The 25,830-nt window shown below is 71.3% G+C and carries 22 protein-coding genes and 2 pseudogenes; 11 read left to right on the top strand and 13 right to left on the bottom strand.

Annotation, left to right across the window (positions count from 1 at the left end; genetic code table 11):
• Window positions 1–4 precede the first annotated feature (4 nt).
• Window positions 5–775 carry a sirohydrochlorin chelatase gene (locus DNK56_RS29825; protein ID WP_111338881.1) on the top strand — a complete coding sequence of 257 codons (771 nt, stop codon included), beginning with the start codon at window positions 5–7 and terminating at the stop codon, window positions 773–775.
• Window positions 776–780: 5 nt separating this feature from the next.
• Here the strand turns inward: DNK56_RS29825 and DNK56_RS29820 are convergent, their stop codons facing one another.
• Window positions 781–1,413, bottom strand: coding sequence for a mycothiol-dependent nitroreductase Rv2466c family protein (locus DNK56_RS29820; RefSeq protein ID WP_111338880.1), 633 nt, complete (start codon window positions 1,411–1,413; stop codon window positions 781–783).
• Window positions 1,414–1,481: 68 nt separating this feature from the next.
• Window positions 1,482–2,063 (bottom strand): TIGR03086 family metal-binding protein, encoded by a 582-nt coding sequence (locus tag DNK56_RS29815; protein WP_111338879.1) that lies wholly within the window; start codon window positions 2,061–2,063, stop codon window positions 1,482–1,484.
• Between the two features lie 138 nt (window positions 2,064–2,201).
• Here DNK56_RS29815 and DNK56_RS29810 point away from each other — a divergent pair, with 138 nt between their 5' ends.
• Window positions 2,202–3,092 (top strand): ABC transporter ATP-binding protein, encoded by an 891-nt coding sequence (locus DNK56_RS29810; RefSeq protein ID WP_111338878.1) that lies wholly within the window; start codon window positions 2,202–2,204, stop codon window positions 3,090–3,092.
• Here DNK56_RS29810 and DNK56_RS29805 read toward each other — a convergent pair.
• Window positions 3,076–4,278 (bottom strand): S8 family peptidase, encoded by a 1,203-nt coding sequence (locus tag DNK56_RS29805; protein ID WP_111338877.1) that lies wholly within the window; start codon window positions 4,276–4,278, stop codon window positions 3,076–3,078. The genes DNK56_RS29810 and DNK56_RS29805 overlap by 17 nt on opposite strands.
• A gap of 358 nt (window positions 4,279–4,636) precedes the next feature.
• Here DNK56_RS29805 and DNK56_RS29800 point away from each other — a divergent pair, with 358 nt between their 5' ends.
• Window positions 4,637–6,928, top strand: coding sequence for an MMPL family transporter (locus DNK56_RS29800; RefSeq protein WP_111338876.1), 2,292 nt, complete (start codon window positions 4,637–4,639; stop codon window positions 6,926–6,928).
• 136 nt (window positions 6,929–7,064) lie between these two features.
• On the opposite strand, the gene DNK56_RS29795 is transcribed toward DNK56_RS29800, so the two are convergent.
• Both DNK56_RS29795 and DNK56_RS29790 read right to left on the bottom strand, forming a co-directional pair.
• Window positions 7,065–7,295, bottom strand: coding sequence for a DUF7848 domain-containing protein (locus DNK56_RS29795; protein WP_111338875.1), 231 nt, complete (start codon window positions 7,293–7,295; stop codon window positions 7,065–7,067).
• Window positions 7,292–7,510, bottom strand: coding sequence for a hypothetical protein (locus DNK56_RS29790; RefSeq protein WP_111338874.1), 219 nt, complete (start codon window positions 7,508–7,510; stop codon window positions 7,292–7,294). Before DNK56_RS29790 ends, DNK56_RS29795 begins: the two co-directional genes overlap by 4 nt.
• 115 nt (window positions 7,511–7,625) lie before the next feature.
• Here DNK56_RS29790 and DNK56_RS29785 point away from each other — a divergent pair, with 115 nt between their 5' ends.
• Genes DNK56_RS29785 through DNK56_RS29775 form a run of 3 tightly spaced genes read left to right on the top strand, consistent with a single transcriptional unit; the run spans window position 7,626 to window position 9,541 of the window.
• The gene (locus DNK56_RS29785) at window positions 7,626–8,426 is read left to right on the top strand and encodes a helix-turn-helix domain-containing protein (protein ID WP_111338873.1); all 801 of its coding nucleotides are present in this window, start codon (window positions 7,626–7,628) and stop codon (window positions 8,424–8,426) included.
• Window positions 8,419–8,637 (top strand): DUF397 domain-containing protein, encoded by a 219-nt coding sequence (locus DNK56_RS29780; protein WP_111338872.1) that lies wholly within the window; start codon window positions 8,419–8,421, stop codon window positions 8,635–8,637. The genes DNK56_RS29785 and DNK56_RS29780 overlap by 8 nt, the downstream gene beginning before the upstream one ends.
• 37 nt (window positions 8,638–8,674) lie before the next feature.
• A complete protein-coding gene (locus tag DNK56_RS29775; RefSeq protein ID WP_111338871.1) occupies window positions 8,675–9,541 on the top strand; it encodes a phosphotransferase enzyme family protein in 867 nt (288 codons plus the stop codon).
• A 447-nt stretch (window positions 9,542–9,988) separates the two neighbouring features.
• On the opposite strand, the gene DNK56_RS29770 is transcribed toward DNK56_RS29775, so the two are convergent.
• From DNK56_RS29770 to DNK56_RS29760, 3 genes are all read right to left on the bottom strand, one after another.
• Window positions 9,989–10,399, bottom strand: a complete 411-nt coding sequence (locus DNK56_RS29770; RefSeq protein WP_146610413.1) for a hypothetical protein — start codon at window positions 10,397–10,399, stop codon at window positions 9,989–9,991.
• Between the two features lie 173 nt (window positions 10,400–10,572).
• Entirely contained in the window at window positions 10,573–10,929 is a 357-nt protein-coding gene (locus tag DNK56_RS29765; protein WP_111338869.1) for a hypothetical protein, read from the bottom strand.
• Window positions 10,926–11,558: a DUF6232 family protein gene (locus tag DNK56_RS29760; RefSeq protein WP_111338868.1), complete on the bottom strand. Its 633-nt coding sequence runs from the start codon at window positions 11,556–11,558 to the stop codon at window positions 10,926–10,928. Before DNK56_RS29760 ends, DNK56_RS29765 begins: the two co-directional genes overlap by 4 nt.
• A 295-nt stretch (window positions 11,559–11,853) precedes the next feature.
• On the opposite strand from DNK56_RS29760, the pseudogene DNK56_RS36860 reads away from it, so the two are divergent.
• Both DNK56_RS36860 and DNK56_RS29755 read left to right on the top strand, forming a co-directional pair.
• Window positions 11,854–12,084 (top strand): annotated as a pseudogene (locus DNK56_RS36860) (helix-turn-helix domain-containing protein); the annotation flags it as partial.
• A 60-nt stretch (window positions 12,085–12,144) separates the two neighbouring features.
• Entirely contained in the window at window positions 12,145–14,463 is a 2,319-nt protein-coding gene (locus tag DNK56_RS29755) for an ATP-binding protein (RefSeq protein ID WP_241990126.1), read from the top strand.
• 107 nt (window positions 14,464–14,570) lie between these two features.
• Here DNK56_RS29755 and DNK56_RS29750 read toward each other — a convergent pair whose 3' ends face one another.
• Window positions 14,571–15,284 (bottom strand): exonuclease domain-containing protein, encoded by a 714-nt coding sequence (locus DNK56_RS29750; protein WP_111338866.1) that lies wholly within the window; start codon window positions 15,282–15,284, stop codon window positions 14,571–14,573.
• A 67-nt stretch (window positions 15,285–15,351) separates the two neighbouring features.
• Window positions 15,352–16,584, bottom strand: coding sequence for an SAV2148 family HEPN domain-containing protein (locus DNK56_RS29745; protein WP_111339668.1), 1,233 nt, complete (start codon window positions 16,582–16,584; stop codon window positions 15,352–15,354).
• A gap of 369 nt (window positions 16,585–16,953) precedes the next feature.
• On the opposite strand from DNK56_RS29745, the gene glgX reads away from it, so the two are divergent.
• Both glgX and treY read left to right on the top strand, forming a co-directional pair.
• Window positions 16,954–19,140 carry a glycogen debranching protein GlgX gene (gene glgX / locus DNK56_RS29740; RefSeq protein ID WP_111338865.1) on the top strand — a complete coding sequence of 729 codons (2,187 nt, stop codon included), beginning with the start codon at window positions 16,954–16,956 and terminating at the stop codon, window positions 19,138–19,140.
• Window positions 19,141–19,254: 114 nt separating this feature from the next.
• Window positions 19,255–21,621 (top strand): malto-oligosyltrehalose synthase, encoded by a 2,367-nt coding sequence (treY, locus tag DNK56_RS29735; RefSeq protein ID WP_111338864.1) that lies wholly within the window; start codon window positions 19,255–19,257, stop codon window positions 21,619–21,621.
• A 21-nt stretch (window positions 21,622–21,642) separates the two neighbouring features.
• On the opposite strand, the gene DNK56_RS29730 is transcribed toward treY, so the two are convergent.
• Complete coding sequence (locus DNK56_RS29730; RefSeq protein ID WP_111338863.1) at window positions 21,643–22,632, bottom strand: cytochrome P450; 990 nt, start codon at window positions 22,630–22,632, stop codon at window positions 21,643–21,645.
• Window positions 22,633–22,805: 173 nt separating this feature from the next.
• Here DNK56_RS29730 and DNK56_RS29725 point away from each other — a divergent pair.
• Window positions 22,806–23,681 (top strand): annotated as a pseudogene (locus tag DNK56_RS29725) (FAD-dependent oxidoreductase); the annotation flags it as partial.
• A 31-nt stretch (window positions 23,682–23,712) separates the two neighbouring features.
• Here the strand turns inward: DNK56_RS29725 and DNK56_RS29720 are convergent.
• Both DNK56_RS29720 and DNK56_RS29715 read right to left on the bottom strand, forming a co-directional pair.
• A complete protein-coding gene (locus DNK56_RS29720) occupies window positions 23,713–24,279 on the bottom strand; it encodes a DUF1707 and FHA domain-containing protein (RefSeq protein WP_111338862.1) in 567 nt (188 codons plus the stop codon).
• Between the two features lie 128 nt (window positions 24,280–24,407).
• Window positions 24,408–25,760 carry a GH1 family beta-glucosidase gene (locus DNK56_RS29715; protein ID WP_111338861.1) on the bottom strand — a complete coding sequence of 451 codons (1,353 nt, stop codon included), beginning with the start codon at window positions 25,758–25,760 and terminating at the stop codon, window positions 24,408–24,410.
• Window positions 25,761–25,830 lie beyond the last annotated feature (70 nt).

Raw genomic sequence — 25,830 nt, 5'->3', positions numbered from 1 at the left:
CGCCATGTCCTCTCCGGTCCTCCTCGTCATCGCCCACGGCAGCCGCGATCCCCGGCATGCCGCGACCGTGCACGCGCTGACCGCGCGGGTACGGGCCCTGCGGCCGGGTCTGCGGGTGGAGACCGGGTTCCTGGACTTCAACGCGCCCTCGGTGCCGCGGGTCCTGGAGCGGCTGGCCGCCGACGGCACGGACGAGGTGGTGGCGCTGCCGCTGCTGCTGACCCGCGCCTTCCACGCCAAGTCGGACATCCCGGCGGTGCTGCGCGAGGCGCGCGCGGCGCTGCCCCGGCTGCGGGTGCGTCAGGCCGCGGTGCTGGGCCCGTCGCCGCTGCTCAACGCGGCGCTGGAGCGGCGGCTGTACGAGGCCGGGGTGCGCCCCGGCGACCGAAGCTCGACCGGGCTCGTCCTGGCCTCGGCGGGCTCATCAGACCCGGAGGCGATCGCAGTGATCGCTGAAATCGCGCGGGAGCTGCGGCACACCGGTTGGTGTTCCGTGCGGCCTGCGTTCGCCTCCGCTGTTCGTGCCGGGGGCCCGTCCCGCACCGAGGACGCGGTACGGGCCCTGCGGGCCGCGGGTGCGGACCGCGTCGCGGTCGCCCCGTACGTCATCGCGCCGGGCCGCCTCCCGGACCGCATCGAGGCGGGGGCCGCGGCGGCCGGCGCGGATGTGCTGGCCGGGGTGCTGGGGCCGGCCCCGGAGCTGGCCCGGCTGCTGCTCGACCGCTACGACGAGGCGCACGCGACCGCGTCCCTGCGGGTCGCGGTCAGCGCCTGAGCCGGTCAGCCGGCGTCGATGCCGCCCGTGCGGGTGCGCTTGAGTTCGAAGAAGTCGGGGTGGCCGGCGAGCACCCGGAAGCTGTCGAACAGCCGGGCCGCCTCCTCGCCGCGCGGAATCGCCCGCAGCACGGGGCCGAACCACACGGTCCCGTCGACGTGGATGGTGGGCGTGCCGACGTAGCCACCGGCCTCCGGGTCCCGGCCCGCCTCATGGCTGCGCCGTACGGCCTCGTCGTATCGCTCGTCGTGCGCGGCGTCCGCGAGGCGGGCGGGCAGCTCCAGTTCGGCGAGGGACTGGGCGATCACCTCGTCGAAGTCCTCGTTCTTCCGCTGGTGGATGCGGCTGCCGAGGGCGGTGTAGAGGTCGCGCAGGATCTCCCCGCCGCGCTCCTCGGCGGCGGCCGCCGCCACCCGTACCGGGCCGATCGACCGGTCGACGAGATCCCGGTACCAGTCGGGGAGTTCGTTGCCGGTGTTGTGCAGGTAGAGGCTCATGACGTGGAAGCGGAGGTCGATGGGGCGGTGCCGCTCCACCTCCAGCATCCAGCGGGAGGTGATCCAGGCGAACGGGCAGGCCGGGTCGAAGTAGAAGTCGACGACGGGCCTGCCCTGTTCCGTGGTGGGGTGTGTGCTCATGGGCCGAGACTAGCCAGCCGGTGGCACCCTCCTGCGGGCCATTCGGCACCCCTGGGCCTGGGCCATTCTCAGGACGCGCTCCACTGCGGGTCGCGCCCGCTGAGGGCCAGGGCGCGGGTGAAGCCGGTGGCCCCCGGGGCGTCCACCTCGTCGGTGAACCCCTCGTACTGGCGGTAGAGCGCGGCGGTCCTCTCGACGGTGCCCAGTACATGGGCGGCGGCCGCGTCGGAGATCCGGAACTCCTGGCCGGTGGCGCGGGCCACGTCCCAGCCGTGCAGGGCGATCTCCTCGATGAGCATCGCGGCGGTGTCGGCGGCGGGGGACGCGGAATCGCCCTCGCCGATGGTGCCCTCCCAGGCGGCCGGGTCGGACCAGGCGGCGACGGCGCGGTCGAGCTGGGCGGCGTACCGCTCGGCCCAGTCGGCGTCGGCGGTGAAGTCGCGGGCGATCAGCTCCTCGGGCAGTTCGGTGCGCAGGGCGCGGTGCTCCATGCCGTGCGAGGTGTAGAGCACCCAGTGGTTGACGAGCGTGCGGACGTCCCAGTCCGCGCAGGGGGTGGCGGTCGCCGCCAGCTGTGGGGCGGTGACGCCCCGGGCCACGCGGGCGGCCTCGGCGGCGCATTCGGTCATGTGGGCGTGCTCGGTCTTCATGGGTTCCAACCTAGGCGGGCGCGCGGGGCCGGTATTGAAGAAAGGCGACAGGTGCCGGGCGAGGAGTGTGTACGGGGCACGGATAGGCTTTCCGGTACGCCGCGAGGCGATCGCGCCCGAACGAAGGAGCAGCCGCACGTGACCACCACCGCACCCCTGTCCCCCGCCGCGGGCACGAGCCCGGTGCCGGTCGTCCGGGCCGACGAGGTCTCGCTCGTACGTGACGGGAACGTCCTGCTGGACAGGGTGTCGCTCACCGTGCGGGGCGGGGAGCACTGGGCGCTGCTGGGGGCCAACGGGGCCGGCAAGAGCACGCTGCTCGGGCTGCTGGGGGCGGTGAACCATCCGACGCGGGGTTCGGTCGAGGTGCTGGGCCGAACGCTGGGGCGGGTGGATCTGCGGGAGCTGCGGACGCTGCTCGGCCATGTCAATCCGCGTCATCCGCTGCGTTCGCCGCTGACGGTGAACGAGGTGGTGCTGACGGGTCTGACGAACTCGGTGGAGCCGGTGCCGCGCTGGTCGCCGGGTGCGGGGCAGCGGGAGCGGGCGGCGCGGCTGCTGGCGATGCTGGGGATGGCCGGCAAGGAGGGGTCGCGCTGGCCGGCCCTGTCGCAGGGCGAGCGCGGCCGTACGCTGATCGCCCGCGCGCTGATGCCGGAGCCCCGGCTGCTGCTGCTCGACGAGCCGGCGACGGGGCTCGACCTGGCCGCCCGCGAGCAGTTGCTGGACAGTCTGGACGCGCTGCGCGAGGAGCATCCGGGTCTGGCGACGGTGCTGGTGACGCACCATCTGGAGGAGCTGCCCGCGTCCACGACGCATGCGCTGCTGCTGCGCGGCGGGCGGTGCCTGGCCTCGGGCGCGGCGGACGAGGTGCTGACCACGGAGCTGGTGAGCGAGTGCTTCGGCCATCCGGTGCGCATCAGCCGGACGGACGGCCGGTGGGCAGCGCGGGCCCGGCGGCCGCCGCGCCCCGTGGGGGAGGGCGCGGTGGCCGCCGGGGGTCGGCGGGCGGTTACTCGACGATCTTGAGGAGCTTGTTGGCCGTGCCCTCGGTGGCGTTGCCGATGGCGTCCGGGGTGGCTCCCCCGGTCAGGGCCGCGGCGACCTCGTCCGGGGTGGCGTCCGGGTGTCCGGCGAGGTAGACGGCGGCGGCGCCGACGACGTGCGGGGTCGCCATCGACGTGCCGGAGATGGTGTGGGAGCCGGTGTCGCTGTCGTTCCAGGCGGACGTGATGTCGGAGCCGGGTGCGTAGAGGTCCACGACCGGGCCGTAGTTGGAGAACGACGACTGCTGGTCGTCCACGGTGGACGAGGCGACGGTGATGGCCTCGGGGACGCGGGAGGGCGAGCCCCCACCGGCGTCGCTCGACTCGTTGCCGGCGGCGACCGCGAAGGTGACGCCGGAGGCGATGGCCTTCTGGACGGCCGCGTCGAGCGCTTCGTCGGCGCCGCCGCCCAGGCTCATGTTGGCGACGGACGGGCCCTGGTGGTGCTCGGTGACCCAGTCGATGCCGGCGACGACCTGCTCGGTGGTGCCGGAGCCGGAGTCGTCCAGGACGCGGACGGCGACGATCTCGGCGTTCTTGGCGACGCCGTAGGTGGACCCGGCTATGGTGCCGGCCACGTGGGTGCCGTGGCCGTTGCCGTCGTCGGCGCTGTCGTCGTCGTCCACGGCGTCGTAGCCGGAGGTGGCCCGGCCGCCGAACTCCTTGTGGGTGGTGCGGACTCCGGTGTCGATGACGTACGCGGTGACGCCCTCGCCCGCGCTGTCCGGGTAGGTGTAGGCGTGGTCGCCGGCGGTCTCCGTCTGGTCGATGCGGTCCAGGCCCCAGGACGGCGGGTCGTCCTGGGTGGCGTCGATGTGGAACTTCTTGTTCTGGACGACCTTGGAGACGGCCGGGTCGGCGGCGAGCCGCTTGGCCTCGGTCTCCGAAAGCCCGTTGGCGGAGAAGCCGTTGATGGCGGAGCTGTAGTCGCGCTTCAGCTTCCCGCCGTACTCCTCGGCGAGCTTCTCCTTGTCCGCCGCGCGGTCCAGCATCACGATGTAGCTGCCGGCGACCGCGGTCGCCGCGTCGGCGCCGTAGATCTTGCCCTGGGCCGGGGCGGGGGCCGCCCCGGCGAACGGGGTGCCGAGCAGGGTGACGCCGGCGGCGGCCGCCACCGCGGTGATGGAGGCGGTCAGCTTGAACCGGCGTGCGCGCTTGTGATTGGCCATGAAGAGGGGTCTCCTCGTCATTCTTTGTGGGGGGATTGGCCCCCGGCCGGAAGATCTCCGGGGGTTGGCTCGAAACCCTGGCCGATTGACGCGCGCAGATCAAGATCCCGCTACAGCTCCGACGCACTCACCAACCTTTCGCCACAACACACCCCCGGCGGTCTCGGGATGCCCCGATCGCCTTTACGTGTAAGGGGCTTCGATCCGCCTTCTCGGGGGGAGGGCCCCTCCCCGAGGTGGAGAGGAGTGACGCGCGGTCAGGAGCAGAGCATGACGAGACGGCTTTACGACGCCCCTACTTTCGAATGCGGAGGCGGCGGCGTGGGGCCGGTGCCGGTCACGAGGGGGCACGCCCGTCATGGGGAAAGTGGATTCGGCAGCGGTGAGGGGGCCGCGGGTCAAGGGCGTCGCCGCCCGCGCGGGCGGCTGGAGCGCGCGGCACCGCTGGGCGGCGGTGACGATCTGGGTGCTGTTCGTCGTCCTGGCGATGGGCCTGGGCTCCGCGGCGGGCCGGGTCGATGTGAAGGAGAGCGAGCAGCTGTCCGGCGAGGTCGGCCGGGCGGTGCAGATCATCGAGGACGCGGGGCTCAAGGACCCGGCCGGTGAGACCGTGCTGATCCAGTCGGCGGCCGGGGGCGGGCCGGTGGCCGGCTCCAAGGAGTTCCGGGCGGCCGTCGACGAGGTGATCGACGCCGTGCAGGGCACCGGTGAGGTCACCGCCGTCACCTCGCCGTACACCACCGGGACCATCTCGGCGGACGGGCACAGCGCGCTGGTGCAGTTCGAGATGCGCGGCGATGCGGAGACGGCGAGCGAGCGCGTCGGCCCGGTGCTCGACGCCGTCGCGAAGGTGGACGCGAAGCACGAGGGGCTGCTGATCGAGGAGATCGGCGGCGCCAGCATGGGCAAGACGTTCGCCGACGCGTTCGGCAGCGACTTCCAGCGGGCCGAGTTCTCCGCCGTACCGGTCGCGCTGGGCATTCTGCTCATCGCCTTCGGGGCGCTGGTCGCCGCGCTGCTGCCGGTCGCCCTGGCCCTCACCGCGATCATGGCGACGATGGGCCTGATGGGCGTGGTGAGCCACTTCCAGCCGATGAGCGACACCGCCAACTCCGTGATGCTGCTGGTCGGTCTGGCCGTCGGCGTCGACTACTGCCTGTTCTATCTGCGCCGGGAGCGCGAGGAGCGGGCCAAGGGCCGGGACGCCAGGACCGCGCTGATGATCGCCGCCGCGACCAGCGGGCGCGCCATCGTCGTCTCCGGTGTGACGGTCTGCGTCGCGATGGCGGGCATGCTCTTCACCGGCATCGCCGAGTTCGAGGCGATGGGCCTGGCCTCGCTGATGGTCGTGGCCGTCGCCATGGTCGGTTCGGTCACCGTGCTGCCGGCGCTGCTCTCCCTGCTCGGCGAGCGGGTCGAGAAGGGCCGGGTGCCGTTCCTGGGCCGTCTCAAGCGCTCCCGGCACGGCGGCGCGGACGGCGAGAGCCGGATCTGGCGCGCGGTGCTCACCGCGGTGCTGCGCCGGCCGTGGACCGCGGCCGTGGTCGCCGCCGGGGCGCTCGCCGCGCTCGCCCTGCCCGCGCTCGGCATGCACACCCAGAACCTCACCCTGGACCAGGAGTTCGGCGACTCGCTGCCGATCGTGCGGACCTACGACCGGCTGAACGAGGCGTTCCCCGGCGGCGCCGACCCGGCGCAGGTCGTGGTCAGGGCCGACGACATCGGCGCCGCCCCGGTCCGCAAGGCGCTGGCGGACTTCCGCAAGCAGGCCGTCGCCTCGGGCGCGTCCAAGGGGCCGGTGGACATCGTGACGCACGACGCGGAGAACGTCGCGGTCATCGATGTGCCGCTGGTCGGCGGTTCGGACCAGAAGGCGGCCGAGAAGAGCCTGGACCTGCTGCGGAACACCGTGCGCCCGGCCACGCTCGGCACGGTCGACGGGGTGGAGGCGCCGATCACCGGGCAGGTCGCCGGTTCGAAGGACTTCAACGACCAGATCGTCGGCTCCGTCGTGCCGGTCTTCGTCTTCGTGGTCGCCTTCGCCTTCCTGCTGATGCTGCTCTGCTTCCGCTCGCTGACGGTGGCGGTCACCTCGATCGTCCTCAACCTGCTCTCGGTGGGCGCCGCCTACGGCATCCTGACCGCGATCTTCCAGCACGGCTGGGGTGCCTCGCTGGTGGGTGCCGAGGGCGTCGGCGCGATCATCTCCTGGCTGCCGCTGTTCCTCTTCGTGATCCTGTTCGGGCTCTCGATGGACTACCACGTGTTCGTGGTCTCCCGTATCCGTGAGGCCCGCCTCCAGGGCCGCACCACCCGCGACGCCATCGCCCACGGCGTGGTCACCACGGCCGGGGTGGTGACCAGCGCGGCCGTCATCATGGTCGCCGTGTTCGCCATCTTCGGCACGCTGTCGATGCAGTCCATGAAGCAGATGGGCGTCGGTCTCGCGGCGGCCGTGCTGATCGACGCGACGATCATCCGCGGGGTGCTGCTCCCGGCCACCATGGCCCTGCTGGGCGAGCGCAACTGGTACTTCCCGAAGTGGCTGCGCCGGCTGCCGGACATGACGCACGACGAGTCGTACGACGACGTGCCGGTGCCGTCCGCACCGGCACGCGGCGGCGAGGCCCCGGAGCGGGTCGGCGTCTGACCCCGAGGGTGTCCGCGCCCTCCCCCGCCCCGGAGTCCGGGGCGCGGGAGGGCGTTCGCGTGGTCAGCGCTAGTAGCGGGCCAGGACCCGGTTGCCGTCCGTCTGCGTCCCGTGGCCCCTGCCGCTCGCGAGGCCCTCACCCCACCGGCTGGGCCGTGGCCACGAACGCGTACGCACGCTCCACAGTCTCCGTGTACTGGTCGTGGCCGGTGCGCCGGAAGTGAGCCACCGCCCAGTCCGAGACGACGTTCGGGTCCGTGGCGTTCGCGCTGTGGGCCCCACAGCGGCACTTCATGACGCGCAGCACCGGCGCTTGCGTGTCAGGGGTGAACGAGTGGTCCACGAACGCGAACCGCTTACGGGTCACGCTCCGGCACCCTTCTCGTGTGCGTCCGCCAGGTGGCGGCGCAGGCGTACGTTGCAGTCACTCACGCCGGACCCGTCGCCGTTCGCCCTGGCGCGGTCCCGCGTCGTCGCCAGCAGATCGCAGTGGATGCAGCCGGCAACGGGCTTGGGTGGCACGGGAGGCGGGACGAGCGGCAGCTCGATCGGCTGCTCCTGCCAGTTGGAAGTCGAGGGCATTACGGGTCCGCCGTTCCTGGAGGGGATTCATTCCTGTCCCAGGAAACGACAGCGACGACTACACAGATAGTGGCACCCTTGACACAACGTAGTCGTGACAGAGGGGGTTCGAGCCGTGGCCGAATCGTACGGAGAGTGGTTGCGGGACGCACGGGTTGCCAAGGGGTGGACGCAACAGCAGTTGGCCGACGCGGCGTTCATGTCCCGTTCGTTGGTCGCGGCGATCGAGTCAGGGCGACGGCATCCCAGCGAATCGGACGCGGCAGCCCTTGACGCCGCATTGGGGACCGGAAACGTGCTGGTCACCTTCCGGCCGGGCCAGGCCGTGCGAGGCGGGGTAGCCGACTGGTTCGAGAAGGCTCGGGAGTTCGAACAGCAGGCGACCGTCATTCGGGATTTCGGCTTGTCCTTTGTGCCCGGCCTGCTTCAGACTGAGGCGTACGCGTCAGCGGTGATCGAGTCCAGCTACCCCCGCGCGGGTGAGGAACAGTGTCACAAGAGGCTTGTGTCACGCCTGGCCCGTGCCCAGTTGCTGAATGACCCTGTCACCCCAGAAGTGTGGGCGCTGCTCGACGAGTCGGTCATCCACCGGCCCATTGGGGGGCGCGAGGCCATGGCCGACCAGTTGGACCACATCGTCAAGCTCGCCGAGTCGGGGCGCGTCAGGGTCAACCTGCTGCCGTTCGGCAGAAGCCCGCATCCGCTGCTTGAAGGCGTGGTCACGCTGATGTGGTTCGAGGACCAGCCGCCCATCGCATACTCGGAAGGCATGAGGGTGGGCAAGGTCCACGACAGTCCGGCCGTGGTGACAGAGATTCAAGGGGCCTACAATCTGGCCTTGAGCGAGGCGCTGGCGTTGGAACCGTCACTCGCCCGACTGCGGGCGAAAGCAAAGGAATTCAGGAATCATGAGTAACACCCACATCCCGAACGCGTCGGCCCTGAGCGGATGGCGGAAGTCCTCTTACAGCGGGGGTTCGGGCGGTACCTGCATCGAGGTCCTGGACGGTTACGCGGGCGGTGTGCCGGTCCGCGACAGCAAGGTCCCGCACGGCCCCGCGCTCGTCCTCTCCACGGCCGGCTGGTCCTCGTTCGTGACGGCCGCCAAGGCGGGAACGCTCGCCTGAGTCCGGCCCGGACCCCCTCGGGTGCGAAAATCGGACCATGAACGAGATGGAAGCGCGCGAGGTGCTGGTGGCCGCCGGGTTCTCCGGTGACGCGAAGCTGCTCGCGCTCGGCGAGAACGCGGTGTTCGCGGTCGGTGACCTCGTCGTCAAGGTCGGCCGGGACGCCGGGCGCCACCCGGAGCTGTGGGAGCGGGCGGAGCGCGAGGTGGCCGTCGCCCGGTGGCTCGCGGAGTCCGGGGTGCCCGCCGTGCGGGCGGACGAGGCGGGGGCCCGGCTGGTCGAGGGGCATCCGGTGACCGTGTGGCACCGGCTGCCGGACGCGGTGCGCCCCGCCGAGCCGCGCGACCTCGCCCCGCTGCTGCGCGCGGTGCACGCGCTGCCCGCGCCGCAGGGGTTCACGCTGCCGCGCCGGGAACTGCTGGGCGGCGTCGAGCGCTGGCTGCGGCTGGCGGGCGACGCGATCGACCCGGCCGACGCGGCCTATCTGCGCGAGCGCCGCGACGGGTTCGCCGCCGCGGCCGCGGCGCTGGTCCCCCGGCTGCCGGCGGGCCCGATCCACGGGGACGCGCTGGCGCGCAACGTCCATGTCGGGCCGGACGGACCGGTCCTGGTGGACCTGGAGACGTTCTCCTCGGACCTGCGCGAACACGATCTGGTGGTCCTCGCGCTGTCCCGAGACCGGTACGGCCTCGCGGCCGAGGCGTACGACGCGTTCACCGCGGCGTACGGCTGGGACGTGCGCGAGTGGGAGGGCTGTGCGGTGCTGCGCGGGGCGCGGGAAACGGCGAGCTGTGCGTGGGTGGCGCAGCACGCGCCCGCGAACGAGGCCGCCCTCGCGGAGTTCCGGCGCCGCGTGGCATCCCTGCGGGACGGGGACGCCTCGGTGCGCTGGTATCCGTTCTGAGTCGGTGAGGCCCTCCGGCGCGTCGGACCGGTGTGTGTCCTCAATCGCCGGACGGGCTTGACCGGGTCGGCGGCGCATGCCGTCGGATCGTCGAAGACCCCTGTACGAGGTGGTGAGGGCTCGTCCCTCGCGGAAGAAGCCCTCACCGATGGAGCAGGGGCAGGTCACCCTGCGGCGTTCATGCGGTCAGCCACGACCGTCGCATGCCTTGCAGTCGCCGCTGCCGCGGCAGCTGTCGCACTTCCAGACGCCGCGGTAGCCGGATCCGTCGCAGGTAGTGCACTTTCCCTCGCCCTTGCAGCGCTGGCACGTGTTCCACATGGTGAGTCCTCTTTTCGTCGGTGCGTGTGTCAGTGGTCGGATGTTGCTGGCCGACGGTGGCGCCTCGGCGGCCGAGGACCAGGAACGGCGGATCCGGGAAGCACGCACCCGCCCCTTCCGGAGCCGTCAGACCAGTTGGATGGTCAGCTCGAAGTCATCTCCGCCGTGCCAGCCGGATGAGAGCACCGGGCTGGGCTTCGAGGTGTTCGACCACCCGTAGAAGTGCTCCCAGCTCACGGAGTCGCCGTACCAGTGGTTAGTGTCGGTACGTGCGTACGCCTGGACGCTCCTTCCGTCGGTCTTTGTGTCCCAGAGCTGGAAGTTGCCCTTGACCTGCGACTTACCGTTTACCGTCTGGAAGCACTCCTGGTACCGAGCCTTCCCTCCGGTGATGGTGATCGTCTTCCAGGAGGAGCACGAGGCCCCGGCGGCCTTCACCGCGTGCTGTTCCGACGGCGCGGCGGCGGCCGGTGCCGCAGCAAAGCCTGCCGAAAATGCCAGTGCGGCGAGAACAAGAGCGAAGCGGTGTTGCAGCATCCAGAGTTTCCCTTCCGTGGCACAGCGAACCGAGCTCCGGCCGGAACCCCTTAATCACTGATGCACAATTGATCGATTTCAGTGTTGAACGAGCGGTAGCACCGATTCCTTCGGCGCCGCCAGTACGCGTCACGACGGCAGGCTGCCCGATCACCGGCCGTGCCCGCTGCGAGCTACCGCGCACCTACCAACTCGAGGACCTTGTTCACGGCGTCGAGCACCGGCTGACCGATCGCTCCGACTGTCGTGGCAATTCCCGAGATCATCATCAATGCCCGGTATCGCTCCTGAGGCTGAATGTCGCCGTCTGTGCCAATACTCGGCAGAACGTCATCGATCGCCCGCGCGCTCGGCGTGGAGACCCGATCGCGCAGTTCCGTGAGCAACCGGAGCAACTCGTGCAGCGCCTCCAGTACAGGTGGCGAAAGCGTGTCCGCATCACTAGGCAGCTGCTGCTTGACGATGCCTCGGTTGTGCTGTCCGCCGTGCATGCTGACGCTGTCACCGAAGTAGTAGTTGCTCGCACTCATGACGCCACTCCCACGTTTCCTGTGCCGCCGTACATATTGATGCTGTCTCCGAAGTGGTAGTTGCGTGGATTGATGGCCACGGTTTCCACCGTCACCTGGAACTCCGTTTCGGGATTCTCCATGGCGCGGACCAGGTGCTCGGCCAACTGGGGCAGCAGCCGAGGGTTGCTGCTGGTGATGAGTGCGGTGGGCGGTCCGGAGGTCTCGATCGCCAGCACGAAGCAGGCAGGCGCAGTTGCCACGGTGATCATGCGCACGAAGTAGTAGACCCCCAGGCCGAACCCGGCGAGCCACACAAACGTGATGATTCCGAACCCGCTGTCACCGCCGCCCATCGCGGACACGAGTGCGGCCGGAAGTGTCGCGAGCAGGGTCAGGGTCACTGCTACGGCCGCCGTGACTGCCACCCTCGTCACGAACTGCAATACCGCCTCATGACGTTTGGGCCGGATTGTGTACGTGTGGACACGCGTGATGTTGCGCATGGGATAGGCGGCATTTCCGACCCACACGAGACGCCGACCGACACGCACATCGATGTTGCCGGAAGAACCGGCAACGTTGACCGCAGGAGGTGATGACGGTGGAGGTGGGGCGGTGAGTGCGGCAGGTGACTTGAGTGGCTCCATTGGTTCTCCTGAAGGGCCCGCATTCGACATGAGGGCCAGGCGGTAGCGGTGAGCGGGGGATGGGCTGGCCTGTCTCCACGGTTTCGGACTGATCTGCGAAGTGGTCGCCCCAGCGCTACGACTCACCCACACGGAGGCTTTGCACGCGTCGTAGACGCAAGTGAAGCGATCGACGCACTTTGACCGGTGACGGCCGGCTCGACGACGAGGATCCACGTTGACGGAGATGTTCGCCACGGTGGATGCGCAGGCATAATCAATCAATCAACCGAACTACTGTTAGGGGCAAGCGAAGTTGGCGCGACGGCCTGGACGCCGCGAGCGAGGGATCGATGCGGAGAACGGCCCGCTGGGGCGTTTCGCACTCAGGCTGCGTGAACTGCGTCAAGCCGCGGGACTCACATACGCACAGATGGCCGCCGCGTCCCACTTCGGTGCCAGCACTCTGTCGCAGGCCGCCTCCGGACACCGGCTCCCCAGCCGAGACGTTCTCCTCGCCTACGTTCATGCATGTGGCGGGGACCCAGGGCTGTGGGAACGGCGCTGGGCACACGTACAGCGTGAGCTGGACGGGCGCCCAGCGGACGTGACCGCCGGCTGTCAGCCCGGATACCAGCAGGTCGAGATCACCAGCTTCGTCGGCCGGGAACGCGAAATCAGCCTGGGCGCACGGCTGTTGCTGCAGAACCGGTTGGTCACGCTGGTCGGGGTGGGAGGCGTGGGCAAGACCAGACTGGCCCGGCGAATCGCCCGGGAGGCCTGCGACCGGTTCGCCGACGGCACGTACTGTGCGGAACTCGCCGATCTCAGCCACGACGATGACGTCACCGACGCGGTGGCGGCTGCCTTCGGTGTGCAGCTCGGGTCAGGTCAGCAACCGCTGGGCGAGCTCGTCGCGGCGCTGAAGGACCGCAGCGTCCTCCTCCTGCTGGACAACTGCGAGCATCTCCTGCACTCGAGCGCCCATACCGCCGGAACGCTGCTGGCCCAACTGCCCTCCATGAGGATCCTCGCCACCAGCCGACAGCCGCTCGACATCGGCCCTGAGCAGGTGCTGCAGGTGAACCCACTCGGCCTTCCCGAACCGCACGGTCACCACTCACATGCAGCAGACGCTGCCGCGCCGGATCCCCGGACCTCACCCGCTGTTGTTCTGTTCGCCGACCGCGCCAAGGCCGCCTCACCCGGATTCCGGGTGACCGAAGCGAATCAGCAGGAGGTCGTAGCCGTATGCCGGAAGCTGGACGGTCTGCCCCTGGCCCTGGAGATCGCGGCTCGTCGACTGCGCACGCTGACGCCTGGAGAACTGCTCGAACGGCTTGACCAGCGGTTCCACCTGCTGGGCCCCGGAGGCCACGATCGCACCGCGCACCGCCGCCACCACGCCTTGCGCGCCCTTTTCGACTGGAGCTACGAGCTGTGCACTCCTATGGAGCGAATGGCCTGGCAGCAGCTGTCGTTGTGCTCCGGCGGGGTTCTCCTGACCGACGCCGAGTTGCTGTGCGCACGTGAGGAGGGAAGCGGAACGCCGGAGCCAGAGGGCCGCACGCAAGGTCCCACATCCGACGACGCCTATGAGGCACTGGCAGGACTGGTGGACAAGTCCCTGCTCACCCGGGTCGTAGCTGACGGACACACCCGCCTTCAGATGCTGGAAACGGTCCGCGCCTACGGGCAGGAACGACTCGGGGACAGCCATCGGACGCTCGACGCGTTGCGTAGGCATCGGGCCTGGTACCTCGGCCTCGCCGCCCAAGCGGGGGCAGCCTACGGGACCGCCGGTCAGGCGTCCTGGCTGCGCCGCCTGCGAGCCGAGCATCCGAACCTACGTCAGATCTTTCCCGACCCACCTCCACAGGGGGAACCTGCGGAAACCGTGCTGAGCGGGGCCCTCGGCCTCTGGCTGCACTGCCTGACCTCAGGGAACGTGGGAGAGGGGGCACGGTGGATGCGCAACCTCATGGACTGGTACCCGCAGCCGCCTTCCCCCGCGGCAGTGACTGTCTGGTGCCGGGCCGTATGGGTGGCAGGCTTCATCTTCCTCATTCACGGCGAGCGGGAACGAGCCGAGGAAATGATCGTACGAGCCGAACAAGCATCCGGCGCAGCCTTCTTCGCTGATCGCTCCACCATACGAGAGCCGGAGCACCGCTCGGCCCAAGTGGAACTGACGTCTGCGTTATTGCAGTTGCGCAGCCTGGCGGCGCTGCTCGCCGAGGAAGAAGAGGACACCACACAGTACGCATTGGCTTCCCTGGCGATCGGCACCTTTCACACGGCTCTCCTCACGCGCCAGCAGTGCATCGCACAACTCGGCTTCTCGGCTGTCATTCGCGGCGACCACGCCGGCTCCACGGCCTTGCTGGAACGTGCCTTGACTCTGTCCCAACTACAGGGGGACGTATGGCATCGCTGCTACCTGCTGTGGGGGCTGGCCGTCGACCGCGGGGAGGCAGGGCGTCTGGACGAAGCCCTGGAACTGCTTGAGCGTACGTTTCGCCTCACCTGGGAAATCGACGAGCGGCTGGGGGAGGCCACGCTCGCCGAGACCCTTGCCTGGGTACTCGCCTCCTCCGGTGATGCCCATGCAGCGGCAGTCGTCCTCGGTGCCGTGGATCGCGTTTGGTCTCCGTCCGGCACCCCACGTCTCTTCGGTTTCGCTCTCATGTCGTCCTACCGTGAACGAGGCATCCGGTACGCTCGCGCGTCCTTGGGAGAAACGCACTATGCGTCCGCATACTCCACAGGCCGGCGCCTGGGCGTACGCCATGCGGTGGAGAGCGCGTTCACGAAGGGCACCTGGTCTGATCAGCCCTCGGTTCCAAGTGATCCGAGTCAGAAAGTCGTCGGCGGCAGGCCCCTGCCGGTCCTGCCTTGCGCTCCGGATCACGAGAGCGACCGCTGAGCGAGCACCGCCTCACCGAGGGCACCCTTGAACGGCAGGTCGGCCACGTCGTGAGCGGCTTCGTCCATGGCTCGTGCAGAACACCGAGCTTCTTGACCCAGTCACGGCTATCGGCTGCGTGGGATAACCGGCCAAGCGGCCTCGACGACCGCGGCCGGATTGGAAGTCCGCCGCAGATATGCCTGCAGCGAAGCCGACTGCGCCGCTGCCGCCCGGACCTGAAGGTCGTGCAGGGCCGTCGAGGACATCGCCCCGACGGGCTCGTACTTCTCGGCCATGCGTCGCACCACACGCGCGGCAGCCACCGCGTCCGCCCTCGCGTCGTGAGCGTCCTCGAGCGACACACCGTAGTGCGCGCACAGCGCGTGCAAGGCGCGTGTGCCCTTTCGATACGTGTCGACGTGCTTGTCGATCACCAAGGGATCGATGACTGGTGAAGGCAAGTCGCCCAATCGCTCACTGATCGACTCCAACCCGTGCCGCCAACACTCACGGTCCAGCAGCGACAGATCATAGCGCGCGTTCATCACGACCAGAGGAGTTCCTGAACGTAGAACCTGGGCGACACTCTCGGTGATCTCCTCGATTGCGGATGAAGCCGAGGTTCCGTGCGCGCGGGCGTGGTCCGTCGAGATGCCGTGGATCGCCGAAGCCTGTTCAGGTATCGCGACCCCGGGATTGAGCAGCCAGGTCCGCTCCTCCGAGATGGTCCCGTCGGACTCCAGCCTCACGACCGCCGCGGTGACGATGCGGTCGGTCTCGACGTCCGTCCCCGTCGTCTCCAGATCGAAGCCGACCAGCGCATGCCGGTGCCAGCTCATCCCGTACCTCCTTCATGGTGCTCCCCCGGATGACGACCACCCTCGCACGGGCCACTGACAACGCCGCTCAGGAGACCGGCCGGGAGTCCGTCCACACGGACTCGAACTCCTCCCGGTAGGTCTCGAACAGCCCGTGCTCGTATCCCTGCCCCGCCCGGACCACCGCACGCCCGCCGCCGCGCAGCACCAGCACCGGCGCCTCCATGCCGCGCGCCCGGCGCAGATAGGTCTGGACGACGCCCACCGCGTCGGAGCCGTCGCCGTCGACCAGGTAGGCCGTGAAGCGCGGGGTCTCGTCGAAGACGTGGATCTCGAAGGCGCCCGGGTCGCGGAGCTTGGCGCGGACCCGGCGCATGTGCAGGATGTTCATCTCGACGGACCGGCTCAGCTCGCCCTTCTTGAGCCCCAGCTCCCGTTCCCGGCGCTTGACCGCGCTGCTGGCCGGGTTGATGAAGAGCAGCCGTATCCGGCAGCCCGACTCGGCGAGCCGGATGAGCCGGCGTCCGGAGAAGTTCTGCACCAGCAGGTTGAGCCCTATGCCGATGGCGTCCAGCCGGCGCGCCCCGCCGAACAGGTCCTCGGCGGGCAGCTGGCGCTGGAGCCGCACCCGGTCGGGGTGGACGGAGACCACGTCCGCGTACCGGTCGCCGACCAGCTCCTCGACGGCGTCGACCGGGAGCCGGTCGGCGGAGGGCACGGACGCGCCGCCGCCGAGCATCTCCAGGAGCCGGGCGGAGGCCCGCTCGGCCTGGGCGAGCACCGCTTCGTTCAGGGCGCGGTTGCGGGAGACGACGTTGCGGGCGACCTCCAGCTCGTCGAGTGCCAGTTCGACGTCGCGGCGGTCGTCGAAGTAGGGCTCGAAGCAGGGCCAGTGCTGGACCATCAGCTCGCGGAGCTGGGGCAGCGTGAGGAAGCTGAGGACGTTGTCGTCGGCCGGGTCGAGCAGATAGCCCTTGCGGCGGGAGACCTCGCGGACGGCGACGGCGCGCTGCACCCACTCCTGGCCGGCGGGCCCGGCCGCGGCGACCACCCAGTCCTCGCCGTGGACGGGCTCGTAGATCGGCCGGAGCACCGCGGCGACCACGGCACGCAGCCGCTGCTCGACGAGGTTCAGCCAGATGTAGGCGCGCCCGGCCCGCTGCGCGCGGGTGCGGACCTCGCTCCAGTCGTCGGCGTCCCACTCCAGCTCCGCGCCGATCTCCAGGGGCTGCGCCAGCGAGACCGCCCCAGGGGGAACCTCGGCCACGTCCCCCTCGTGACCCGCGTCACCCGAGGGCAGCTCGAATCCTCCCGAGCTCACCCACGCACCGCCTTCCACTCCCCCACCAACGATCAAGGAAGGGTACTCCGGGAGCGGGAGCCGGTGCAGCCCGATGCACAGGCTCCTTTACCAACTCCCCATGGGGTCAAACCTGTTCCGGACGGCAAGTTCGGGCGGAGTGAGCGGATTCATAGGGATTAAACACCCCACCGCGGGCCGGGAACCGGACAGCCGCGATACGGGACCGGTCTTCGGACGTTCGCGGGCGACACGGAGAGGCACGAGGTTGACCGACGGGCCGACGTCCTAGGTAAGGGGCCCTCTTTCGGGGAAGATCTGGCGCGGGGCCCAGGTGGGCCGTATTTCCCCAGGCGACCGCGGCAGAACTGGACTGGAAGAGTCGAATCCATGCAGGTGTGGCCGGGACAGGCGTACCCGCTCGGTGCCACGTACGACGGCGCCGGGACCAATTTCGCGGTCTTCTCGGAGGCCGCCCACCGAATCGAGTTGTGCCTGCTGCACGACGACGGTTCCGAGACGGCGGTGGAACTGAGAGAGACCGATGCCTTCGTCCGGCACGCGTATCTGCCGGGGGTGATGCCGGGTCAGCGCTACGGATTCCGGGTGCACGGCCCGTACGAGCCGCAGCGGGGCGTGCGGTGCAACTCCGCCAAGCTGCTCCTCGACCCCTACGCGCGGGCGGTCTCCGGGCGGATCACCTGGGGCGAGGCGGTCTACGGCTATCCGTTCGGCCGGCCCGACGCGCGCAACGACCTGGACTCCGCCCCGCACACGATGACCTCCGTGGTGGTGAACCCGTACTTCGACTGGGGCGACGACCGGCGCCCGCGTACGGACTACCACCGCACGGTGATCTACGAGGCGCATGTGAAGGGCCTGACGATGCTCCATCCGGGGCTGCCCGAGGAGCTGCGCGGCACCTACGCCGGGCTGGCGCATCCGGAGATCATCGCCCATCTGACCGAACTGGGCGTCACCGCCATCGAACTGATGCCCGTACACCAGTTCGTCCGGGACCACCGGCTCTCCGACGCGGGGCTCACCAACTACTGGGGCTACAACACCATCGGCTTCTTCGCCCCGCACAACGCGTACGCCTCCTGGGGCGACCGGGGCGAACAGGTGCTGGAGTTCAAGCAGGCCGTGCGCGCCCTGCACCAGGCGGGCATCGAGGTGATCCTCGACGTGGTCTACAACCACACCGCCGAGGGCAACCACCTGGGCCCGACGCTGTCCTTCCGGGGGCTGGACAACGCCTCGTACTACCGGCTGACCGAGGACCAGCGCTACTACATGGACACCACGGGCACCGGGAACTCGCTGCTCATGCGGTCCCCGCACGTGCTCCAGATGATCATGGACTCGCTGCGGTACTGGGTGACCGAGATGCATGTGGACGGCTTCCGCTTCGACCTGGCGGCCACGCTGGCCCGGCAGTTCCACGAGGTGGACCGGCTGTCGTCGTTCTTCGACCTGGTGCAGCAGGACCCGGTGGTCAGCCAGGTGAAGCTGATCGCCGAGCCGTGGGACGTGGGCGAGGGCGGCTACCAGGTGGGGAACTTCCCGCCGCTGTGGACGGAGTGGAACGGCAAGTACCGGGACACGGTCCGCGATCTGTGGCGGGGCGAGCCCCGGACGCTGGCCGAGTTCGCCGGGCGGCTGACCGGCTCCTCCGACCTGTACCAGGACGACGGGCGGCGCCCGCTGGCCTCGATCAACTTCACCACCTGCCACGACGGCTTCACCCTGCACGACCTGGTCTCCTACAACGACAAGCACAACGAGGCCAACGGCGAGGGCAACCGGGACGGCGAGAGCCACAACCGGTCCTGGAACTGCGGCGTGGAGGGCGAGACGGACCGGCCGGAGGTGCTGGAGCTGCGCGAACGCCAGATGCGCAACTTCATCGCCACGCTGATGCTGTCGCAGGGCGTGCCCATGCTCAGCCACGGAGACGAGTTCGGCCGCACCCAGCACGGTAACAACAACGCCTACTGCCAGGACAACGAGCTGTCCTGGGTGCACTGGCCCGAACCGCCCTGCGCTCTGGGCGCCGACATCGGGGACGACGAGGACGACGCCGACGAGGACGAGAGAGCGGGCGGCGCGGCGCACGGCATGACCCTGCTGGAGTTCACCCGCGCGATGGTGTGGCTGCGCCGCGACCATCCGGTCTTCCGCCGCCGCCGGTTCTTCCACGGCCGCCCGGTGGAGGGCACGCACGACGAGCTGTCCGACATCGCCTGGTTCACGCCCCAGGGCCAGGAGATGACCCAGCGGGACTGGCAGGCCGCGCACGCCAAGGCCCTGACGGTCTTCCTGAACGGGCACGCCATCTCGGAGCCCGGCCCGCGCGGGGAGCGGATCTCCGACGACTCCTTCCTGCTGATGTTCAACGCGAGCGCCGAGACCCTGGAGTTCGCGGTGCCCGTCGACCACGGCCGGCAGTGGCACGCCGTGGTGGACACCGCGCGCCCGGCCGGGGTGCTGCCCGGAGCGGGGCCGAAGGTGGCGGCGGGCGATCGGGTGACGCTGGTGGGGCGCAGCATGGTGGTGCTGCAACGGCCCGCCTGACCGCAGGGCCCCTGACAGCGGGAGCCCCTGGCCGGGGCCGCTCGTGTCACCCCGTCGTGCCCTTGTGTCCGGCGGGGTGACACAGGCGGCCGTGATGTGGGTACGGAAGATCCCATGACGCCTACCGCCACGTACCGGCTGCAGCTCCAGCCGGATTTCCCGTTCCGGGCCGCCGAGGACGCCGTTCCGTATCTCGCCTCGCTCGGCGTCTCGCATCTGCATCTGTCGCCGGTCCTGGAGGCCGTGCCCGGTTCCCGGCACGGCTACGACGTCACGGACCACGGCCGGGTACGGGAGGCGCTGGGCGGCGAGGAGGGGCTGCGCCGGCTGGCGCGCACCGCGCGGGAGCACGGGCTCGGCCTGGTCCTGGACATCGTGCCGAACCACATGGCGGCCGATCCCCGGCACAATCACGCGCTGCGCGAGGTGCTGCGCGAGGGCCCGGCCTCGCCGTACGCGCGCTGGTTCGACATCGACTGGGCGGCGGGCGGCGGCCGGCTGCTGCTGCCGGTGCTGGCCGGCCGGATCGGCGAAGAAATGGCGCGGATGCGGGTGGACGGCGATGTGCTGCGGTACGGGGAGCAGGAGTTCCCGCTGCGGTCCGGCACCGCCCACCTCGGCCTGCCGGAGCTGCTGGACGCCCAGCACTACCGGCTCGGCTGGTGGCGGCTGGCCCGCACCGAGCTGAACTACCGGCGGTTCTTCACCATCTCGGACCTGATCGGGGTGCGGGTGGAGGACCCGGAGGTGTTCGCCGCCACCCACGGCAAGATCCTCGAACTGGTCCGGGACGGGGTGGTGGACGGTCTGCGGATCGACCATCCGGACGGCCTCGCCGACCCGGCCGGTTATCTGGAGCGGCTGTCGGAGGCGAGCGGCGGAGTGTGGACGGTGGTGGAGAAGATCCTCACCGGCCCCGAGCGGCTGCCGGCCGGCTGGGCCGTCGCCGGGACCACGGGGTACGACGCGCTGTACCGGATCGACGGCCTGTTCACCGATCCGCGGGGCGCGGCCGAGCTGCTGGGCCATTACCGCGAGGCGGCGTCCCCGGCCGGGGACCGGGGCGGCTCGTGGACGGCGACCGTGCGCCGGGCCGCGTACCGGGTGGTCAGCCATGAGCTGGCGGCGGAGACCGAGTTGCTGACCCGGCTGGCCGCCCGGATCTGCGCCGGTGACCCCGCGCTGCGCGACCACGCGCCGTGGGCGCTGCGGACGGCGGTGCGCGAACTGCTGGTGCGCGTCCCGGTGTACCGCCCGTACGTGACGGCGGGCGGCCCCTGCCCGGAGGAGGCCGGGGCGACGCTGGACGCGACGGCGGTGAGCGACGCCAAGGCGGTCTTCTCGGTGCGCGAGGAGGCGTCGGCCGTCGATGTGGTGCGGGACCTGGCGCTGGGGCGGCTGGGCGGCGGCGGGGACCGGACGGCGTTCTGCGCCCGGTTCGCCCAGACGGCGTCCGCGCTGCGGGCGAAGGCGGTCGAGGACACGGCGTACTACCGGTACGTGCCGCTGGTCTCGGCGAATGAGGTGGGCGGCGATCCGGGGCACCCGGCGGTCGCGCCGGAGGACTTCCACGCCTTCTGCACCCGGCTGGCGCGGGACTGGCCCGCCACCGGGACGGCGCTGACGACGCATGACACCAAGCGGAGCGCCGATGTGCGGGCGGGCATCGCGGTGCTGTCGCAGTGCCCCGGCCGGTGGGCGGGGCTGGTGGCGGGGCTCGCCCGGTCCGCCCCGGCCGCGCCCGATCCGCAGCTGGCCTGGCAGGCGTGGCAGACGGCGGTCGGCTGCGCGGGGATTCCGGCCGGTGAGCGGGCGGCGCGGCTGGAGCCCGCGCTGCTGAAGGCGGTGCGCGAGTCGGGCCTGTTCACGAGCTGGACGGAGCCCGATCCGGTGTACGAGCGGCTGGTGTCGGACTTCGTGGCCGCCGGTCCCGCCGCGGACACCGGTCCGGTGCGGGATCTGGTGGAGGAGTTCGCCGCGCCGCTGGCCGCGCATGTGCGGGCACAGTCGCTGGGGGCGGCGCTGGTGCATCTGACGATGCCGGGGGTGCCGGACCTGTACCAGGGCACGGAGCGCTCGTATCTGGCCCTGGTCGATCCGGACAACCGGCGGCCGTTCGCGGAGCCTTCGCCGCAGGCGCCGGCCGACGAGAAGGCGGAGCTGACCGGGGTGGCGCTGCGGCTGCGGCGGGAGCGTCCCGGGGTGTTCGGCGAGTCGGGTACGTACACGCCGCTGCGGGCGTCCGGTCCGGCGGCGGAGCACTGTGTGGCGTTCTGCCGTTCGGGCGAGGTGGTCACGGCGGTGACCCGGCTGTCGCTGCGGCTCGCGGAGTCGGGCGGCTGGCGGGGTACGCGCCTTGCGCTGCCGGACGACGGGGAGTGGCGGGACCTCCTCGCCCCCGGCCGCGCGTTCACGGGCGGTACGGCCGGGGTGGCCGAGCTGTTCGCGGACCGTCCGGTGGCGCTGCTGGTACGGGGGTGAGGGGGCGCCGGCCGGGCGGGCTCAGCCGGGCCGGACCAGGAGGGAGCGGGGCCCCCGGGTGAGGAGGCCGGTGGCGGCGGGGCGGAATCCGTCGGCCCAGCGGAGCCGGGGCATCGCGTCGAGCAGGGCGCGCAGGCCCTGTTCGGCCTCCAGCCGGCTGAGCGCCACGGCCGGGCAGCCCGCCGGGCCGGTCAGGGCGCGGTCCTGGTCGGGGCGGAAGGGGTCGAAGGCGTCCGGGGCGGCGAAGCGCTGCGGGTCGCGGGCGGCGGCCCCGACGAGGCAGGCCACGGTGGCCCGCGCGGGGAGGGTGCCGCCGCTGAGGGTGACGTCGGCGACCGTGCGGCGCAGGACGACCTGGACCGGCGGGTCGCGGCGCAGCGACTCCGTCCAGGCCCGTCCGGCGAGCGCGGGTTCGACGCGCAGGGCGGCCAGCAGGTCGGGGTCGTCGAGCAGGTTGGCGAGGAGCGAGGCGAGCGCGGTCCGCCGCAGCGCGGAGTCCCGCACGCAGGGTCCGGCGGCGGGCGGTTCGGCGGGTTCCCGGCGGGGTGCGGCGGGCAGCCAGCGGCAGAACTCCTCGACGAGGTCGGCGCGGGGGCGCCGGGCTATGCGGTGGGCGAGCACGTAGGCGGTGCGCTCGACGCGCTCGGCGAGCCCGGCGGGCACGGTGCCGGTCACCACGGTGTACGGGTCGGCGGGCCGGCAGCGGGGGCTGCCGTGGCAGAGCCCGAGCGGCGCGAGGCCGCCGCGCGGCGCCCCGTCCTGCGGGAGGCCGGTGAAGCGGGGATCGGTGAGGGCGGCGGTGACGTCGTCGTACCGGCTGACCAGCCAGGCGCCGAGCGGCGCGTCGTAGCTGAGCGGGTACTGCTCGCGCAGCATCCGGTAGAAGCGGTACGGGTCACGGGCCGCGCCGCGGGCCAGCAGGCTGGGGCCGGTGCGGGGGCGGGCGGTGCGGGCGCGGGGTTCGGGCGAGGCGGTCGGGGCCGGTATGTCTCGGGGCGTGTCGGCCTGCATGGCGTTTCCCCCGGAACGAGTCGGTTGTGCCGCACGGCGGCGCGGTCCCTCTCAGGGCATCACCTGAACGGGTCCGTCGCAGTCGGCGCGCGGCCGTCCGGGTGACGCCGGGGGCGCCTCGGCGGTGCCGCGCCGGACGTCGGCCAGCAGGTCCGTGAAGGCGGCGGCCGCGCCGGGGCTGCGTCCCCAGCAAGGCCATGCTGCACGCGGCGGAACTCGTGGACGGCATCGCGGAGGCGCGCGAGCGGTGGGGTGTGCGGGCGGCCGTGGAGTCGGTGGACTGGCCGGCGCTGGTGGCGACCCGCGACGACATCGTCGGCCGCAACCACCGGGGCGTCCAGGCGCACTTGGCGCACGCCGGGGTGAACGTGGTGGCGGGCGGCGCCGAGTTGACCGGGCCGCGCACCGTGCGCATCGCGGGGTACGGGGAGGTGGCCGCCCGGCGCGGCATCGTGCTGGCGACGGGGTCGCGGCCCCGGATGCTGCCGGTCCCGGTGACGGACGGGCGGGGCTTCGTGGCGCCGGCGGACTGGTCGCGGCTGGAGACCGCGGTGCCGGGCGTCCATGTGGTGGGCGATCTGCTGCCGCCGCCGTCCCTCGGGCTGGCCCACGCCTCGTTCGCGGAGGGGCTGTCGGTGGCGGAGACCCTGGCGGGGCGGCGTCCGGTGCCGGTGGACTACGACGCGGTGCCGCGGGTGACGTACTCGGCGCCGCAGACGGCCGCGGTGGGGCTCTCCGAGGCGGCGGCGCGGGACGCGGGCCACGACGTCGTGGTGAACACCATGCCGCTGACCGCCGTCGCCAAGGGCATGGTGCACGGGCAGGGCGGCCTGGTGAAGGTGGTCGCCGAGCGCGGGGGCCGGGTGCTCGGGGTGCATCTGGTCGGGCCGCACGTCTCGGAGATGATCGCCGAGTCCCAGCTGATCGTCGGCTGGGACGCGGAGCCCCTGGACGTGGCCCGGCACATCCACCCGCATCCGACGCTCTCCGAGGCGATCGGGGAGTCGTTCCTCACGCTGGCCGGCCGGGGGCTGCACCAGCAGGCGTGAGCCGCCCGGTCCGGGGCCGCCCGGCGGCCTCTCAGGCGGGCGGCGGGAGCGCGGGGGCGGAGAGCCGGAACATCATGCGGCCGAAGCTGACCTGGTCCCCCTCGCGCACCGGGACGGTGCCGGTGACGCGCTGGCCGTTGACGCAGGTGCCGTTGGTCGAGCCGAGGTCGCGCAGCAGCCAGCGGTCGCCCTGCGCGGTCAGCTCCGCGTGCATCCGGGAGACGGTCTCGTGGGTGAGGCGCAGTCCGTTGCCGGGATCGCGGCCGATGCGCAGGGGGTGCGGGCTGGGGGCCGGCAGCAGCAGCTTGGGCAGCCGCTCCGCCCGCCACGCCCGGCGAATCCGCTCCGGGAAGCCCGAGATCCCGCCCACGACCCGCAACAGCCCGCGCGACCAGCGGCCTTCGCGCTCCAGGTCCCTGGTGAGGGCCTCCAGCTCCTCGGGGCGGCTGGTCGTCAGCGCCACCTCCATGCGCCGCATGAAGGTGTCCTGGGAGAGCTTGCCCTGGGCCGCGCCCTCCCTGAGCACACCGAGAACACGGTCGCGCTGCGCGTCGGACAGGCGCGCGGTGGGCGTGTGGAACTCGAACGGGGACGTCACCCCCCGATTGTCGGTCCGACGGCCCCGAAGTGTCCAGAACGGGCGGCTCATCCGCCCCTCCTGACCTGCGCGGGACCGCCTCCGGATATCCGGGGGCGGTCGCTCCGGATCGTGCTGGGGACGGCCCGTCAGTCCGCTGTCCGCTGGGCCCTGATGAGGTCGCGGTACCAGGTGTAGGAGTCCTTCGGGGTGCGGCGCAGCGTCTCGTAGTCGATGTGCACGAGCCCGAAGCGCTTGCTGGCGCCCTCGGTCCACTCGATGTTGTCGGTGAGCGACCAGGTGAAGTAGCCGCGTACGTCCACGCCCGCGTCGATCGCCTCCCGCAGCGCCCGCAGATGCCCGTCGAGGAAGGCGATCCGGCGGCTGTCCGCGGCCGGCTCGTCCACCGCGCAGCCGTTCTCGGTGATGTAGACCGGCGGCAGCAGTTCGCCGTAGCGCTCCCGCAGCTGTACGAGGGTCTCGCGCAGCCCGTCCGGGACGACGGGCCAGCCGAAGTCGGTCTTCTCGTAGCCCTCGATCTCCCGGATGCCGAACGGCAGGCCCTCGGGCATGCCGAAGCCGGCGAATGATTCGAGCGCGTCGGGCGCGGGCGCGCCGACGAGGGTCGGGTTGTAGTAGTTGACGCCGTACCAGTCGATCCGGGCGGAGATGGTCCGCAGGTCGTCCTCGACCGCGCCCGGCATCAGGGCGGCGACGTTCTCGTCCGGGTAGCGGCCGGTGAGCAGCGGGTCGGCGAAGAGCCGGTTGGTGAGGGTGTCGTACAGCCCGGCGGCGAAGCGGTCCTCCTCGGACTCCCCGGCCGCCCAGACCGGCGAGTGCGAGACGGCTATGCCGATGTTGTCGGCGCCCGCCGCGCGCAGCGCGCGTACGGCCAGGCCGTGGGCGAGGAGCTGGTGGTGGGCGGCGGGCAGCGCGTCGAACAGGAGGGTGCGGCCGGGGGCGTGCTCGCCGAGCGCGTACCCCAGCAGGGTGACCTCGGCGGGTTCGTTGAGGGTGATCCACATGGGTACGCGGTCGGCGAGGCGTTCGGCGACGATGCCCGCGTACTCGGCGAAGCGGTAGGCCGTGTCGCGGTTGAGCCAGCCGCCCTCCTCGTCCAGCGGGAGCGGGGTGTCCCAGTGGTAGAGGGTGGGCGCCGGGGTGATGCCGTGGGCGCACAGCTCGTCCACGAGCCGGTCGTAGAAGTCCAGCCCCTGCGGGTTGACCGGGCCGCTGCCGCCGGGGACGACGCGTGGCCAGCTCACCGAGAAGCGGAAGGCGTCGGCGCCCAGCCCGGCCAGCAGGGCGACGTCCTCCCGGTAGTGCCGGTGGAAGCCGGTGCCCCGGCTGGTGTCGGTGCCGTCCTTGATGCGTCCGGGCTGCGCGGCGAAGGCGTCCCAGCCGGAGGGGCCCTTGCCCTCGGCGTCGGCGGCGCCCTCGGTCTGGAACGCGGACGCGGAGGCTCCCCAGAGGAATCCGGGCGGGAAGAGCGGCACGGTCATCTCGGCCTCCACAGCCGTAGGTAGGGGGTGCGTAGGACAGAACCCGACAGGGCAGTGATCAGTTCCAGAC

The organism is Streptomyces sp. AC1-42W (genome assembly GCF_003248355.1).
Classification (GTDB): domain Bacteria; phylum Actinomycetota; class Actinomycetes; order Streptomycetales; family Streptomycetaceae; genus Streptomyces.
The sequence above is the reverse complement of the archived record's forward strand: the minus strand, read 5'-3'. Positions and strand labels throughout refer to the sequence as shown.

Excerpts from the sequence above, each read along its gene's own strand:
- DNK56_RS29825 (WP_111338881.1), top strand. The coding sequence starts at position 5 with ATGTCCTCTCCGGTCCTCCTCGTCATCGCCCACGGCAGCCGCGATCCC.
- DNK56_RS29820 (WP_111338880.1), bottom strand. The coding sequence starts at position 1,413 with ATGAGCACACACCCCACCACGGAACAGGGCAGGCCCGTCGTCGACTTC.
- DNK56_RS29815 (WP_111338879.1), bottom strand. The coding sequence starts at position 2,063 with ATGAAGACCGAGCACGCCCACATGACCGAATGCGCCGCCGAGGCCGCC.
- DNK56_RS29805 (WP_111338877.1), bottom strand. The coding sequence starts at position 4,278 with ATGGCCAATCACAAGCGCGCACGCCGGTTCAAGCTGACCGCCTCCATC.
- DNK56_RS29800 (WP_111338876.1), top strand. The coding sequence starts at position 4,637 with ATGGGGAAAGTGGATTCGGCAGCGGTGAGGGGGCCGCGGGTCAAGGGC.
- DNK56_RS29790 (WP_111338874.1), bottom strand. The coding sequence starts at position 7,510 with ATGCCCTCGACTTCCAACTGGCAGGAGCAGCCGATCGAGCTGCCGCTC.
- DNK56_RS29780 (WP_111338872.1), top strand. The coding sequence starts at position 8,419 with ATGAGTAACACCCACATCCCGAACGCGTCGGCCCTGAGCGGATGGCGG.
- DNK56_RS29775 (WP_111338871.1), top strand. The coding sequence starts at position 8,675 with ATGAACGAGATGGAAGCGCGCGAGGTGCTGGTGGCCGCCGGGTTCTCC.
- DNK56_RS29770 (WP_146610413.1), bottom strand. The coding sequence starts at position 10,399 with ATGCTGCAACACCGCTTCGCTCTTGTTCTCGCCGCACTGGCATTTTCG.
- DNK56_RS29765 (WP_111338869.1), bottom strand. The coding sequence starts at position 10,929 with ATGAGTGCGAGCAACTACTACTTCGGTGACAGCGTCAGCATGCACGGC.
- DNK56_RS29760 (WP_111338868.1), bottom strand. The coding sequence starts at position 11,558 with ATGGAGCCACTCAAGTCACCTGCCGCACTCACCGCCCCACCTCCACCG.
- DNK56_RS29750 (WP_111338866.1), bottom strand. The coding sequence starts at position 15,284 with ATGAGCTGGCACCGGCATGCGCTGGTCGGCTTCGATCTGGAGACGACG.
- glgX (WP_111338865.1), top strand. The coding sequence starts at position 16,954 with ATGCAGGTGTGGCCGGGACAGGCGTACCCGCTCGGTGCCACGTACGAC.
- treY (WP_111338864.1), top strand. The coding sequence starts at position 19,255 with ATGACGCCTACCGCCACGTACCGGCTGCAGCTCCAGCCGGATTTCCCG.
- DNK56_RS29730 (WP_111338863.1), bottom strand. The coding sequence starts at position 22,632 with ATGCAGGCCGACACGCCCCGAGACATACCGGCCCCGACCGCCTCGCCC.
- DNK56_RS29715 (WP_111338861.1), bottom strand. The coding sequence starts at position 25,760 with ATGACCGTGCCGCTCTTCCCGCCCGGATTCCTCTGGGGAGCCTCCGCG.